Annotated in this window: 13 protein-coding genes and 1 pseudogene; 8 read left to right on the forward strand and 6 right to left on the reverse strand. The window is 40.8% G+C overall.

Annotated features, from left to right (window positions below; translation table 11 throughout):
* Positions 1-22 precede the first annotated feature (22 nt).
* Positions 23-877: a MurR/RpiR family transcriptional regulator gene (locus tag AC3ZVC_RS24685; RefSeq protein WP_490065679.1), complete on the forward strand. Its 855-nt coding sequence runs from the start codon at positions 23-25 to the stop codon at positions 875-877.
* Positions 878-905: 28 nt separating this feature from the next.
* On the opposite strand, the gene AC3ZVC_RS24690 is transcribed toward AC3ZVC_RS24685, so the two are convergent.
* Entirely contained in the window at positions 906-1,550 is a 645-nt protein-coding gene (locus tag AC3ZVC_RS24690; RefSeq protein WP_490065680.1) for an HAD family hydrolase, read from the reverse strand.
* A 393-nt stretch (positions 1,551-1,943) separates the two neighbouring features.
* Positions 1,944-3,599: a M20/M25/M40 family metallo-hydrolase gene (locus tag AC3ZVC_RS24695; RefSeq protein ID WP_490065681.1), complete on the reverse strand. Its 1,656-nt coding sequence runs from the start codon at positions 3,597-3,599 to the stop codon at positions 1,944-1,946.
* 323 nt (positions 3,600-3,922) lie between these two features.
* Between AC3ZVC_RS24695 and AC3ZVC_RS24700 the strand changes: the two genes are divergently transcribed.
* Positions 3,923-5,224 carry an NCS2 family permease gene (locus tag AC3ZVC_RS24700; RefSeq protein WP_490065682.1) on the forward strand — a complete coding sequence of 434 codons (1,302 nt, stop codon included), beginning with the start codon at positions 3,923-3,925 and terminating at the stop codon, positions 5,222-5,224.
* A 141-nt stretch (positions 5,225-5,365) separates the two neighbouring features.
* The gene (locus AC3ZVC_RS24705) at positions 5,366-5,941 is read left to right on the forward strand and encodes a YitT family protein (RefSeq protein ID WP_490069006.1); all 576 of its coding nucleotides are present in this window, start codon (positions 5,366-5,368) and stop codon (positions 5,939-5,941) included.
* A gap of 40 nt (positions 5,942-5,981) precedes the next feature.
* Here AC3ZVC_RS24705 and AC3ZVC_RS24710 read toward each other — a convergent pair whose 3' ends face one another.
* Entirely contained in the window at positions 5,982-7,370 is a 1,389-nt protein-coding gene (locus AC3ZVC_RS24710) for an L-cystine transporter (protein ID WP_490065683.1), read from the reverse strand.
* A 414-nt stretch (positions 7,371-7,784) separates the two neighbouring features.
* On the opposite strand from AC3ZVC_RS24710, the gene AC3ZVC_RS24715 reads away from it, so the two are divergent.
* Positions 7,785-9,029, forward strand: coding sequence for an ATP-binding protein (locus tag AC3ZVC_RS24715; RefSeq protein WP_490065684.1), 1,245 nt, complete (start codon positions 7,785-7,787; stop codon positions 9,027-9,029).
* A 54-nt stretch (positions 9,030-9,083) separates the two neighbouring features.
* Here the strand turns inward: AC3ZVC_RS24715 and AC3ZVC_RS24720 are convergent, their stop codons facing one another.
* Together AC3ZVC_RS24720 and proC are read right to left on the reverse strand one after the other, a co-directional pair.
* Positions 9,084-9,560 (reverse strand): GNAT family N-acetyltransferase, encoded by a 477-nt coding sequence (locus AC3ZVC_RS24720; RefSeq protein WP_490065685.1) that lies wholly within the window; start codon positions 9,558-9,560, stop codon positions 9,084-9,086.
* A 57-nt stretch (positions 9,561-9,617) separates the two neighbouring features.
* Positions 9,618-10,433: a pyrroline-5-carboxylate reductase gene (gene proC / locus AC3ZVC_RS24725; protein WP_490065686.1), complete on the reverse strand. Its 816-nt coding sequence runs from the start codon at positions 10,431-10,433 to the stop codon at positions 9,618-9,620.
* A gap of 251 nt (positions 10,434-10,684) precedes the next feature.
* Here proC and AC3ZVC_RS24730 point away from each other — a divergent pair, with 251 nt between their 5' ends.
* The 3 genes from AC3ZVC_RS24730 to AC3ZVC_RS24740 all read left to right on the forward strand — a co-directional run bounded on the left by AC3ZVC_RS24730 (position 10,685) and on the right by AC3ZVC_RS24740 (position 12,066).
* Positions 10,685-11,311, forward strand: coding sequence for a DNA-3-methyladenine glycosylase (locus tag AC3ZVC_RS24730; RefSeq protein WP_490065687.1), 627 nt, complete (start codon positions 10,685-10,687; stop codon positions 11,309-11,311).
* 117 nt (positions 11,312-11,428) lie between these two features.
* Positions 11,429-11,821 carry a DUF421 domain-containing protein gene (locus AC3ZVC_RS24735; RefSeq protein ID WP_490065688.1) on the forward strand — a complete coding sequence of 131 codons (393 nt, stop codon included), beginning with the start codon at positions 11,429-11,431 and terminating at the stop codon, positions 11,819-11,821.
* A 50-nt stretch (positions 11,822-11,871) separates the two neighbouring features.
* Complete coding sequence (locus AC3ZVC_RS24740) at positions 11,872-12,066, forward strand: YetF domain-containing protein (protein WP_490065689.1); 195 nt, start codon at positions 11,872-11,874, stop codon at positions 12,064-12,066.
* A gap of 22 nt (positions 12,067-12,088) precedes the next feature.
* Here AC3ZVC_RS24740 and AC3ZVC_RS24745 read toward each other — a convergent pair whose 3' ends face one another.
* Positions 12,089-13,237, reverse strand: a complete 1,149-nt coding sequence (locus tag AC3ZVC_RS24745) for a cation:proton antiporter (RefSeq protein ID WP_490065690.1) — start codon at positions 13,235-13,237, stop codon at positions 12,089-12,091.
* A gap of 277 nt (positions 13,238-13,514) precedes the next feature.
* Between AC3ZVC_RS24745 and AC3ZVC_RS24750 the strand changes: the two are divergent.
* Positions 13,515-13,979 (forward strand): annotated as a pseudogene (locus tag AC3ZVC_RS24750) (CBO0543 family protein); the annotation flags it as partial.
* Between the last annotated feature and the right edge of the window lie 136 nt (positions 13,980-14,115).

Consider the following 14,115-nt stretch of genomic DNA (forward strand, 5'->3'; position numbering starts at 1 on the left):
TTTATTCTAGGGAGCTGCCCATATGGTTCATGACAATTTGTATTGTTTTGCCCGAATTAAAACTCATTATGCAAAATTCAGCGATAAAGAAAAAAAGATTGCGGATTATATACTCGAACACCCTGAAGAAATAGTGCACAGCTCGATCAACCAGCTTGCAGATGATCTTGGCATTGCTGACTCAACAGTGTTTCGTTTTTGCAAGCGAATTGGATTTAAAGGCTATCAAGCTCTTAAAATAGCACTGGCATCTGAAATTGTAACGCCAATCAAAGACATCCATGAAACCATTAATGAAGATGATGAGGTGTTGACTGTTTCTGAGAAGGTGTTCCGCTCCAATATTAAGACCCTTGAGGATACCCTGCAGATCCTTGGCGGTGGGGCTTTTGAGGAGGCAGTGGAAATGATATTGAATGCCAATAAAGTGGAATTTTTCGGGAGCGGCGGCTCAAGCATCATTGCCATGGATGCTTACCACAAATTTATCAGGACCGGAATTACTGTGTTGGCGAACAGCGATTCCCATATGCAATTAATGTCCGCCTCGCAGCTAAATGAGGATGATGTTGCTGTCTTTATTTCACACTCCGGAACAACAAAGGATGTCATCCAGGTGCTAAATGTCGCCAAGGAAAATAAAGTGAAGACTATCGCCATAACGAACTTTGCCAAATCACCGCTAAGTCAAAAGGTGGATATCTCGCTTTATACAGTGGCTGAGGAAACAGATTACCGCTCGGAAGCTCTTTCTTCCCGGATTGCCCAGCTAAGTATTATTGACGCCCTTTATGTAAACGTCATGATGGCAAGAAAAGAAGAAGGCAAAAAAGCACTCCACAAAATGCGGAATGCCATTTCTGTTAAGAGGATATAATGAAGCAGGGGTTCTTTCCCCTGCCTTGTTATTTTATCAGCTCTTCAAAAGACGCTTCTGTAAAAGTTTTATATCGCAAAACCTTTTCATGAAAAGCAAGAAAATCCGTGACATCATTCGGCACTGCTACACAGGACATTCCCGCCTTTATGGCAGCGATTGATCCGTTGGCCGAATCTTCAATAGCAATAGCTTCTTCAGGCTTTACACCCATTTCTTCTAGTGCCTTTATGTACAGGGCTGGATCCGGTTTTACCTTTTCAACATCCTCTTTTGTTTTAATAACGGGAAAATGACCTTCAATCCCAAACTCCTTTAGGTAATGAAGTACCCACTCTCTTCCTGAACTAGATGCGACTCCCAGCTGAAGACCTCTTTCAGCAAACTTTTCAATAAGCTCCTGAACCCCTTCTCTTAAAGTCAGTATATCTCTTTGACTATGAAAGACTCTTTCGGTTTTCTCCTTTACCGAATTGCGGTCGATGGAAATTCCATACATGCTGTCAAGATAATCAAAAAGGATATCATCCGTGGTGCCAATGCACTTCGCAAACTCCTCCAGCCTGAGTTCAAATCCATAGTCTTCGGACAGAACAGCTTTAAACACCTCAAACCATAAAGACTCTGTATCTACGATGGTGCCGTCAAAATCAAATATAACTGCTTTAATCATTCTATCACTCCGTCTGTAGATTTAGTTTCCTTAGATTAGACGCTGATTTCCTTTTCAAGTTTCCTTTATTAGCAAAAGAGCCGAGAAACATTATCTGCTTCTCAGCTCTTTATATTAGGCTGCTTTCGACTCCGTTTAATTCACTGAGTTGATTGGAGCGGAGGGCACTTGATCCTCGAAAATGCATCCGATTTTCTTCGTGCGGTCTAATTCAAGGAAGCATATTCAATGTCCTGCGGGAGGAGAGGGAGCGGGAGAACCCGCAGGTGAAGCCGAGGAGGCTCTTGTTCCTCCCTGTGGGTTCGCTGCGTGCCCGCAGCGGAAATCAACGGGCTGAATTAATAAGCAAAAACAACAATCTATGATAAAACAGCCTATAGAAGAGAGCTTTTTTTAAAGAATTTTCTTTGTCAGCTTTCTAATAAGTTCAGGCAAAATGTTAAAAGTATATGGTTTATAAACTCGTTCAGTCCACTTATGTCCTGCCTTCCCGTAGACACCAAGATTGATTACTGGAATATTTAAATCTCTCATATCTCTTAGCGGGATTGGAAAAAGGATTTTTAATGCAGGAAAGTTCTTTTTAAGAGATTGGATATCCTCGTCCGAACCGCGGAAGGATAAAAAACTTCCATCAGATAAGTATGGAAAATATTTGCGAATCTTAAATACTTCACCGGAATTCTTTGTTTCTTCTTCCAGCACTGCCTTTAGGCTCTGTTTCAAAAATATGCCTTTTTCCGTGCTCGTATTAATCGTGTTAGCAGGCAAAAAAGGTGTGCCATAGAAGAGGATTATTCTCGGTTTCTTTTCCGGATCAGACTGGTGGAGTGCTTCTACTATATCAAACGCTATGATTCGGGCATCGGTTTCTCTTAATGCGCCTTGCTTTAGAGCGCCTTCCATAATTTTAGCGGTATCGATTCCTTTTTCTTCAAGGTACTTAAAAAAATCGTCCAAGGTTGTGACTTCCGTGTACCAGTCCAGCTGCCTTTCCGGAAGTTCGTTTGCACGCCTAAAATCCTTAAATGCAGCTTCAAGGCGGTTTTCCACCGCTATGCTCGCATCTTCTGCAATCATCTTTAGCTCTTTGGATAATTGCTTCAGTGGCTTTTCATATACAAAATAATTGAAGTAAAGCCGGCAGCCGACTGCAGTCTGCACATCATAACGCTTCTTATCATCTCGCAGATAAAGACAGCTTGGAGGAAGAACCAGCTCTCCCTCAAGCTTTTCAGTGAGCTGAAAATTTTGGCTTATCCGTGCAGTCAATTCCGCTGCAATTAGAGTCGGGTCAATACCAGCAAGACTTTCCCCCGCATGGGCTTCTCTTCCAAAAACGGAAAAGCAGGGCAGCACCTTTCCTGCTGTACCTGTATAAATATATTTGGTTTGGTCTCCATCATATAATGGGGAAATAAAATCGTTGTTTATAGCTGCCACATATTCTAGATCCCGGGTATTTTTAAGGGATAGCAATTCTCCAAGAGCAGCTCTGCTTCCCCTATGCTCTCCCTCTTCATCGGCATTGAACATAACCAGCAAATTCCCGTCCAATTCCTCCCGGTGTTCTGAAAAGTAAAGCAGATTGGCAAGATGGACAGCTATTCCGCTTTGCATATCCAGCGAACCGCGGCCAAAAAGCCAGTCATCAGATATTGCGTCCTGCTGCACCTCCGGATCGGCATCATATTGCAGGAAGTAATGGCGTAATGCATCCGGATCATGGGCAATATCCTGGAGCGGCCCAAAGTCTTCAGTTCCGACTGTATCCAGATGCGACAGATAGATAAGGGTTTTCCTGCTTCCGGAACTACCGCTAAGAAAAGCAAAAACATTTTTTCTTCCCAGATCATCCCCCGGTATATCCTGAGTCCATACATGATCCTTATGCTGCTCAAAATAAGGGAAAGAGCGGAGGATGTCTTCGAGTAATCCAGCCTTTTCCCTTTCTCCATCTGTATGGTTATAGCTCATCATTTGCACAAGGGCTCTTGTCATATATTCAGCCTGCTGATCCAGGCTCCGTAATTTCAGATTAGCAAACATAAGCCAACCTCATTTCCTTGTCGTTTTGTCACTAGTGTATAAGCTTTCTTCCTTATTAATCAACCTATTATGAAAAAAATATTTAGGTGAATTTCCAGTTCATTTCTATAAGACTAAATCGCCGTATTGGGAAGATATGGCGCTCTATAGGAAGACATCCTTATAGCTGCTGAGGAATGAATAAAGCTCTATAAATAAATAATAGTAATTAAGCACTTGAAATACAGTACAAAAACGAATATTATATAAGTTGTGCTTTTTAACGTTCGTGTTTCCGACTTGCAATACATGTAAAAGAAGCTTTACTTTATGGAGGACTTTATATGTTCAAATTAAAAGAAAATCAAACAAATGTGAAGACCGAGGTTCTCGCTGGGATCACAACCTTTTTAACAATGGTTTATATAGTCGTTGTAAATCCTGTTATTTTATCTGATGCCGGTGTTCCATTTGAACAAGTATTTTCAGCGACCATTATTGCGACTGTTGTCGGCACTCTTTGGATGGCTTTATTTGCCAACTATCCAATTGCCATTGCACCAGGAATGGGCCTGAATGCTTACTTTGCCTACTCAGTAGTTGGCACGCATGGGAATATTGATTATATGACAGCTTTTTCTGCTGTATTTATTGCGGGTATTATTTTTATTATCTTGTCGCTCACTCCTTTCCGGGAAAAATTAATAATCGCGATTCCGGATAATTTAAAGCACGGAATTACAGCCGGAATTGGATTATTTATAGCCTTTATCGGTTTGCGTCTAACCGGGCTGATTACAAGCCATCCAACTAATCTTGTAGCGCTTGGCGACCTTCATTCCCCTCAAGCCATTCTCGCTTTGGTCGGACTTGCTGCTACATTAATATTAATGACTCTCGGCATTAATGGGGCTCTGTTTTTCGGAATGATCATTACTGGGTTGGTTGCGTATTTTACCGGGCATCTTTCTTTTGATCAGGGTTTTGTATCACTCCCAACTCTTCCGGATGGAATCATTATTTTAAATCCGTTTGATGCCATAGGGGATGTTATCCAGCATAGTTTGTATGCAGTTGTTTTCTCATTCCTCCTTGTAACCATTTTTGATACGACAGGGACAATGATTGGAGTTGCCCAACAGGCTGGTTTAATGAAAGGCAAAACGATGCCTAGAGCACGTGAAGCCTTGTTATCGGATTCTATTGCTACTTCTGTTGGCGCCATGTTTGGTACGAGCCCGACTTCTGCTTATATTGAATCCTCTACAGGGGTTTCTGCCGGCGGAAGAACCGGATTAACTACTTTGACTGTAGCAGGCTTATTCCTTCTTTCAGCTTTCTTTGGCCCTTTAGTCGGTGCTGTATCTGGACTTGCAGCTATCACGGCACCTGCTTTGATTATCGTTGGAAGCCTGATGATGGGAAGCATCTCCCACATTCGCTGGAATGAACTTGACGAAGCATTCCCGGCATTCCTTATTATTTTAAGCATGCCACTGACATCAAGCATCGCTACAGGAATTGCGCTTGGGTTTATCGCCTATCCGCTAATGAAAGTAGTAAAAGGAAAATGGCGTGAAGTCCATCCGCTTGTGTATTTATTCGCAGTGTTATTCTTTTACCAGCTTGCGTTTTTGCCTCATTAATTCATGCGCTCCAATATTTAAAAAAGCTTGTCCTCTTTGGGCAAGCTTTTTTTGGTAATTTGTAAGACTCCACCACTTCTATTTTGCCTGCATTGCATCATAGTCTAATAATAAAGATAGGACAAGTTAGGGTGATGGCTTATTTTCGAAAAGCTGATTGCGATTTTATTAGGAAGTTTTTTATTGGGCATTGGCATTAATGGGTTCCTGGTGCCACACCATTTGCTCGATGGCGGCATTATTGGCATCGGGCTGATTCTCCATTACTATTACGAGCTGCCCACAGGTTTGAGTATGATTGTTTTAAGCATTCCCTTATATGTTCTTGCTTGGTTTTACGAGAAAAAATATTTTTATTATAGTCTTCACGGCCTCCTCATTTCATCGCTTACCATTGATCTTCTTTCGTATTTGCACGGCCATTTTGATCTCGCTGTGCTTCCAAGCGCCATTATAGGAGGATGCCTGGTTGGTTTCGGGATTGGGCTTATGCTCCGCTATGAAACAAGCACCGGGGGAACGGATTTACTGGCCCAGCTGATGACAAAGCTTATACCTATCAATATTGGAGCATTAATTTTCGCGATTGACGGAATAGTCATTTTAAGCGGATTAAAGATTGTCGGAATGGAAAAATTCCTTTATTCCTTTATCACTATTATGTTTGTAGGGGCCATGACATCTTTAACGGTCATTAAAAAATCCGAACCGCGTTAAAAGAAAAAACGACAGGTACCAGGTACCTGTCGTTTTTTCTTTATGCTTCCGCTTCTATTTTATTATTCATATCGCTATAAATATTTCCGTCGATTTCACCGGTAATTCGGCTGGTAAGGATTCCAGATGTCATCGATCCGCTTACGTTTACGGCTGTACGGCCCATGTCGATTAACGGTTCAATCGAGATCAGTAAGCCGGCAAGTGCTATAGGAAGGTCTAATGCAGACAATACAAGAATCGCTGCGAATGTTGCACCGCCGCCGACACCTGCCACACCAAAGGAGCTAATGGCTACGATGAGAATGACAGTGAAAATAAATCCTGGTGACAGTGGATTAATTCCAACCGTCGGTGCAATCATAACAGCCAGCATAGCCGGATAAATGCCCGCACATCCGTTTTGTCCGATGGAAAGTCCGAATGAACCTGCAAAATTGGCAACCCCTTCAGGAACACCCAAAGATTTTTGGGTTTTAATATTTAAAGGCAATGCACCTGCGCTTGTTCTTGAAGTAAAGGCGAAGGTTAATACCGGAAATGCCTTTTTCATATAAGTTATAGGGTTTAAGCCACTCATAGTCAAAAGCAGCAGGTGAATCAGGAACATGATTCCAAGCGCAACATAAGAGGCTACAACAAATTTACCCAAATTCAAAATAGAGTCAAAGTCACTCATTGCGACAGTTTTAGTCATAATCGCCAGAACACCATACGGAGTTAAGCGCAAAATTATTGTAACCACACGCATGATAATGGCATAGAAAGCATCTACGATTTTTGCGAAAAGCTCTGCTTGCTCCGGTGCTTTCCTTCTGGCACCTATATACGCAATTCCTAAAAAGGCTGCAAAGATGACCACAGAGATCGTGGATGTTGGACGCGCCCCTGTAAAATCAAGAAAAGGGTTGGCCGGAAGTAAATCCAACATTTGCTGCGGGAAGGTTCTTCCTTCAATTCCCTGAAATTTTTCTTCAAGCTGTTCTCCGCGGGCTGTCTCAGCATCGCCTCCGCTTATTTGGACTGCCTCCAAATCGAACCCAACAGCGGTTGCAATCCCGACAGCTGCAGCAACTGCTGTTGTACCCACCAGCAATCCAAGAATAAGCACACTGATTTTCCCGATATTATTCGTTAATTTAAGTTTCGTAAAAGCTGCCAGAATGGAAATGAAAACTAGCGGCATAACAATCATCTGCAGAAATTTAACATAACCTCCGCCGACTAAATTAAACCAGTCAGCCGAATTTGCAATAATTTCTGATCCTGCACCATAGATTAGCTGAAGTGCAAAACCAAACAAAATTCCTAATCCCAATGCAGTAAACACCCGCTTTGAAAACGAAATATGCTTTTTTTGCATATAAAACAAGCCGGATATAAGCAATAGCATAATAGCAATATTTAAAACCAAAAGACCTGTAGTCATTGGATATGATCCCCCTAAAAAGTTATTATTTTTATAATGACTAACTATAATACACGTATTCCTATGCGTCAAGTCGGGATTAAAAGGTATTTTTTTCTTCATTTGCTGGCCTTTTAATTATATTCTGCAGGAAAGAAGAAGGTTCTTTTATTTTGGCTGTTTTCGCAAACTTTGTTCTATTCAAAAACAACAAGTTTAAAAACAACAAGCTTTTAGAAAAGTACCTTTATTTTTAATGTCGTCAGACTCTTCTTCCATCTTATCTCATTAATAAAACAAAGATTAAATCGAAAAGATGAAACATTGTCGAAATTTGTCTATGATTGTGAATAGTCGATTCGCTGCAATTCCGATAAAATAGGTACAAAGCTACGGCAAATGTACAATTCCTATCGAAAAGGAAGGGTTATTACAATGAAGGATTTACTGCTTAACCTCCTTCTTTTATTTATGGTTTTATTATTTTTCCAGCTTATCGTGGTAGACAGGCTGAACTCATTGTTTGTTAAATATCAAAAAATACTAATTTTTATATTGGTATCAGTCGCGGCAATATTATGTATGCTGTTCTCCATAAATATAGGCGGACAATTTATTTTTGATCTTAGATTAATTCCTGTACTCCTTGGCGGATTATACGGCGGGCCAAAGCTTAGTTTATTATTGTTTATTCTCGTTATGGGCGTGCGGCTGCCATTCGGCGGTATGGGTATTGTTAATACAATCATCATCATGGCTATGGTTACATTTTCTGCATTTCTGCTGTCTAAGCGCTACCGAAAGCTTATGCTGGCGGAAAAACTAATAATGGTGACATCTTTGTCTGCTGTTTTTTCAGTGATTTCTCTTCTAATCCCTGAAGTTGTCTTAAATTTTAAGATCGATATATCCTTTATGCTGCTCTTTTTTATTACTCAAACAATTGGTACGCTTATGATTGCTTACACCGCCGAACTGATTATTGAAAACTACCATTTGGATACGGCTTTAATGAAAAATGAAAAAATGGAGGTGGTCTCCCAGCTTGCCGCAAGCATCAGCCACGAAGTCAGGAACCCCATGACAGTAACCCGCGGTTTTTTACAGCTTTTAAAGGACCCTGCTATCAATGAAGCTAAACGTGCTTACTACCTGGAAACAGCTTTAGAGGAACTGGACCGGGCAGAGAGTATAATCAGCGATTACTTAACATTTGCCAAACCCCATCTAAACGAAATGGTGAAGCTATCAGTACAAGTAGAAGTTCGGAAGGCTATTGATTTAATCACCCCATACGCCAATCATTATTCAGTAGAAGTGATTGAAAGCCTGCAGGGGCAATTATACATAAAAGGGGATTCAGCAAAATTTCAGCAGTGTTTGCTCAATCTCTTTAAAAACAGCATAGAAGCAATGCCCGATGGTGGCATCTTGCATATCACCACGAACGAAAAGGAAAAGAAACTGATTCTCCAAATAGCTGATACAGGATTAGGCATGAATTCTGAACAGCTTAAAAGACTCGGTGAGCCATATTTTTCAACAAAAGAAGGAAAAGGGACAGGTCTCGGAATGATGGTAGTTTACAGAATTATTGAAAGTATGGACGGTACAATAAAGGCTGAAAGTAAAGTGAATAAAGGCACCCAATTCACCATTCGCCTTCCGCTCATGACTTAAAGAAACCCGGCATGTAATTCGTGCCGGGTTTTTGAGTCTACTGCATAGTAAATCCTAAGAAACTTCATTAAATGCCGGGGGATATCTAACCGCTCCCTCTATACCACTTAGTGACCCTTCTGTTAACTCGAGAGCCATAAAGACATTCTCAGGGACAGGAAATGGCGGCTTTATACCAAATTTTACAGACGGCTCAAATCCGAACCTGGGATAGAATTCCGGATGGCCTAAGACAACAACATGGCCGTATCCAAGTTCTTTGCACCTTTCAAGGCCTGCAATTACTAAAGCTGAGCCTATACCCTGATTTTGAAAATCAGGCTTTACTGCCATCGGAGCGAGTCCAATTGTGTTTATAGTGGTTCCCTGTGAAGTCTCAATCATTACCTCACTAAATAAAATATGCCCTGATAGTTCCCCATCTTTCTCCGCAATAATGGATAGTGTCGGGATAAAATGTGGGGATGCTCGTATCAGACTAACAAGCTTCCCTTCGTTTTCCTCGCCAAATGCCAAATTGTTTATCTCCAAATATTCTCAAATTCACTTGGTTTTTCGGGACGTATATCTAACATTCTAATCCTCTTTCTATTTCCTATTATCCGAGAGAGCCTTTGTTTTAACGTAACATTCTTCCATTGCAGACAGGACAGCCGCACGGAATCCCTTCTTCTCCAGTTTGGCTATTGCTTCAATCGTTGCCCCGCCTGGAGTGCAAACCTGGTCCTTTAATTCTGCGGGATGTTTCCCCGTTTCCAGTACCATTTTAGCAGCCCCCAAAACAGCCTGCGCGGCCAGCTGATAGGATTGTTCCCTAGGCAGCCCCGCCCTTACACCCCCATCAGCCAAAGCTTCAATAAACATGTAAACATAGGCTGGCGAGGAGCCGCTGATTGCCGGAATTGCATCCATCATTTTTTCATCCATCACTTCTACTCTTCCTATGCTTGAGAAAATCTGTATAACCACTTCAAGATCCTCTGCGGATACTAATTTATTCGCCGCAATCGCACTCATTCCTTCTCCAACCATCGATGGTGTGTTTGGCATGGAGCGAATCGCCTTTATCTTTTGGCCAAAAGCTCTTTCCAAATAGTCCATGCTGATGCCTGCAGCAATTGTTATAATGATTGCACCCGGCTTAATACTATCTTTGATTTCATTAATTACTTCAATATGAAGATCAGGCTTTACAGCCAGAAATAAAATATCCGCCTCAACTGCTGCATGTTTATTGGTAAGGCTTATCTCAATGCACAGCCTATCTTTAACATCAGCGAGTGTCTCCTTCGTATTTGCAGTGGCTATAATCTGCCCTGGAATGACCAATTTAGATTTTATAATTCCGCCAATGATAGCCTGTGCCATTTTCCCGCATCCGATAAACCCCATTTTTTTATTCATGTCATTACACATCCTGTTATGTATTTGCTTTTGCTATTATACTTCAGGCTATTTAACTTAACAAAAGTCTTCACCTTACATTTGTATGATTATGAAAAAATGGCACAGGGTAATAGCATAAGAAAAAGGGATGCAGCATATTAAGCTGCACTCTATCAAAAAATAGATTCGATGCAAAGATTACCCTTTGCACACAAAGGCTTTTTCACCGTTTCATTCTTCCAGAGAAAAACGAATTTGGAGAGATATTCATGACCGATAAACACCTTAAAAACAATATTCCATATATTCCACTTCCAAAAGATTTCTTTCAGCAGTCCACACTAAGATTGGCTGAAGCTCTCTTGGGCTGCCTTTTAATAAAAGAAACAGGAGAAGGACTTACTTCAGGCTATATCGTTGAAACAGAGGCATATATGGGGCCGGAAGACCGGGCAGCACACAGCTTTGGAAACCGGAGAACAAAGCGGACTGAAATAATGTTCAGCGAGGCTGGAGTTGCCTATACATATGTCATGCATACTCACTGTTTGGTGAATGTCGTCAGTGGCCCCATTGAAAAGCCTGAAGCCATTTTAATTAGGGCAGTCCAGCCCGTTGATGGGATTGAACTTATGAAACAAAGGAGAAACATAGACATCCCCAAGAATCTCACAAATGGACCTGGAAAATTGACGAAAGCTCTAGGAATTACCATGGGAGACTATGGCAGCAGCTTTACCGAGCCTCCTCTTCTGATTGCAAAAGGAACCACCCCACAGGATATCTCATGCGGAAAAAGGATTGGGATCGACAACTCCGGTGAAGCTAAGGATTATCCTTGGAGATTTTGGATTACCGGCAATCCTTTCGTATCACGGCATAGAAAGAGGGGTTAATTACCCAATCGCTGAAGAACTTTTTCAATAATTTCATCATTTTCATAAAACTCCCTGTGTAAAAAAGAAAAACTAAAGCAACAATGTCTGATAAAGATAGTTTTATGGGGTGCTGTCATGGATGCATTTATTGATTTAATGAAGGTCCTTGGAAGGATCTATACGATCTTGCCATTATTATTAGCTGTCACATTAATTATGGGAAAAAGATCCATAGGCGAGCTGCCCGTCTTTGATTTTTTAGTTATCCTAACCCTGGGATCTGTTGTTGGCGCCGACATAGCAGAACCAAAGGTTAATCACCTCTTCACCATGTTCGCAGTGATTGGCATTGCCTCACTGCAAATGCTTGTTTCCTATTTGAAGATTAAAAATAGAAAGTTTGGGAAATTGGTCACATTTGAGCCAACTATCGTCATTTACAAAGGGCAGTTTCTTGTCAAGAATATGGAAACCATTAAATATTCAATTGACAATGTGCTGCGGATGCTGCGTGAGAAAACCGGGTAGAGCATTTTTCTTCTCCTATTACGGAAAGCAGCTGGGAGCTCCCCATCATTGTGGACGGTATTCTTTATAGAAATATCATGCGGCGGGAAAACATTAGCGAAGAGTGGCTTAAGCGGGAATTATTAAAAAAGCAGATTAAAAATCTTGAGGATGTATTTTATGCTGCTGTAAATAAGAAAAAAGAACTTCATATTTCATTAAAAGATGATAAAAATAAACCGGAAGAGCCGCTCCTATTTCATTAGCGAAGGGGCACTTTTTCCGGTTTTATGCTTGTTTCTCCTGTTTTCTACTCAGCCATGACTGAATACGGGGGGCCAGTTGGAACAGCAGCATACCGATTAAGGCAGCAATTAAGATATAAGCACCAGCAAATACCTTTAGTCCTCCTGTTGCCAATCCTGCAATAATAACAGAGAATTCACCCCTTGAGGCTAGTGAAAATCCCGACTTGAGGGAATCCGTTTTAGATAATCCATACCATTGTCCTCCAAAATAACCCACAGCCAGTTTATGGATGATTGACCATAAGACGATAACAGCCAGGAGCCCAATTGACGGTACATCTTCTTTAAACTCCAGTGAAAGACCAAAGTTAAGGAAGAAAAATGGAAGAAAGAGGTTTCTGACTGGAAAAACGACTTCTTCCACTTTGTCCTTTACGACCGTACCGGCAAGCATGATTCCAGCTAGAAAAGCGCCAATTACCTCTGAAAGCCCAAGGAATACAGCGAAGCCTCCATAGGTAATCGCTACTCCCAATACTAAAATTAAAAACGAATCTTCATTCGCAACCTTTTTCATCCAATGCTGGGCTTTATGAAGAACAATTCTGCTCATCCATATAGCAATCCCGGCTAAGAGGGCTACTTTTAGAAAGATTAAAAGAAAATCTACAAATGAAAAGCTTTCTCCGCTTAAGCCAATTAAAACTGTCACGAGGATTGGCGCAACTAGATCCTCAAAAATTAAAAGGGAAAGTATATATTCGGAATCCTTATTGTCAAGGCGATTTTTGCTTTCCAGAAGCTTGACCGTAATAGAGGAGCTTGTAGCATATACAATTCCTCCGATTAACAGCGATACAAATAAGTTTTGACCAGAAATATAGGCAATTGCCGTTGTCACTCCCACACCAAGCAGGACATCCAAAAGACCTGGTTTCCAAACTTTATTCCCATTTTTTCTTAATTCACGAACAGAGAATTTCATTCCAAGCAGGAAGAATAGCAGGATTAGACCTATCTCCCCAGCAACCTCAATTACCTTTGTATCCTGGAAATATCCGGAAAAGCCGATGCCGGCTCCTAAAATAATATAAATAACAATATCAGGTATCCTTAGAATCTTTATCCCGATAAGAGCAGTAATAAATAGGACAAGAAAAATTAGCCCTATGGCAAGAGGCATATTCATGTGCAGTATATCATCCTTTTTGTAAGCTATATTTATGAAGTATCCATACCCCTTTCCTTGCAAATTCATTCCTGTAAGTTAGGACCAATTTGGGATTTAAGGAAAATCACTGAAAAAACAAACTAAGGACCTAAGTTATTTTTTTAAAATTCATTTCTATTGGATAATATAGGAATGGACAGGTTTGTGCACTGGTAAGGGGATGAATCGATTGAATGCGCTCTATGCTTTTGTATGATTTTTTGCTTTATGGAAATGGGGAGATTGGAGAAACTGGAGAAATTATTATCCCTCTCTGCTTTTCTTCATCTTGGGGGACTTTCTTTATTTATATTTGCTATCTGACCACTACCCAATGTGGAGATATAATCCACAGGGAATTGATGAGCAAGTCCGCCTGACCAACACTCATGTCACTTTTTCCATCATGGCCGTTAAATACCCAGCCACCATTCTCATTTTTTTATACAGATTCCCCAAAAACCGCAGCTTATTTAAGAAGATCCTTTACATTGCAGGCTGGGTTCTCCTCTATACTGTTAATGAAATCATTGACATTAAATTAAACCTGATTAAATACTCTAATGGATGGAGCTTAAAGTGGTCTATCTTTTTTAACACAATCATGTTTACCATTCTTATAGTTCACCACAAACGGCCCGTAGCAGCCTGGATCCTGTCCATCCTATTTACCATCTTCCTATGGAACCAGTTTGATGTGCCATCATCTGTCTTCCGTTAAAGAAAATTCGACAGGTACCTGGTACCCAATGGAATTTGTCGATAAAAAAACAGGCTTTTTTACTGGACTTTTTTCATTTGAGCGTTTATTTTACTATAAAAAGGCAATATTCTTTGTATGAATGATTCTTAATAAA

The sequence above is a fragment of the Cytobacillus sp. C11.1 genome (assembly GCF_058145115.1).

Excerpts from the sequence above, each read along its gene's own strand:
- AC3ZVC_RS24715 (WP_490065684.1), top strand. The coding sequence starts at position 7,785 with ATGAAGGATTTACTGCTTAACCTCCTTCTTTTATTTATGGTTTTATTA.
- AC3ZVC_RS24735 (WP_490065688.1), top strand. The coding sequence starts at position 11,429 with ATGGATGCATTTATTGATTTAATGAAGGTCCTTGGAAGGATCTATACG.
- AC3ZVC_RS24710 (WP_490065683.1), bottom strand. The coding sequence starts at position 7,370 with ATGACTACAGGTCTTTTGGTTTTAAATATTGCTATTATGCTATTGCTT.
- AC3ZVC_RS24745 (WP_490065690.1), bottom strand. The coding sequence starts at position 13,237 with ATGAATATGCCTCTTGCCATAGGGCTAATTTTTCTTGTCCTATTTATT.
- AC3ZVC_RS24695 (WP_490065681.1), bottom strand. The coding sequence starts at position 3,599 with ATGTTTGCTAATCTGAAATTACGGAGCCTGGATCAGCAGGCTGAATAT.
- proC (WP_490065686.1), bottom strand. The coding sequence starts at position 10,433 with ATGAATAAAAAAATGGGGTTTATCGGATGCGGGAAAATGGCACAGGCT.
- AC3ZVC_RS24690 (WP_490065680.1), bottom strand. The coding sequence starts at position 1,550 with ATGATTAAAGCAGTTATATTTGATTTTGACGGCACCATCGTAGATACA.
- AC3ZVC_RS24700 (WP_490065682.1), top strand. The coding sequence starts at position 3,923 with ATGTTCAAATTAAAAGAAAATCAAACAAATGTGAAGACCGAGGTTCTC.
- AC3ZVC_RS24730 (WP_490065687.1), top strand. The coding sequence starts at position 10,685 with ATGACCGATAAACACCTTAAAAACAATATTCCATATATTCCACTTCCA.
- AC3ZVC_RS24685 (WP_490065679.1), top strand. The coding sequence starts at position 23 with ATGGTTCATGACAATTTGTATTGTTTTGCCCGAATTAAAACTCATTAT.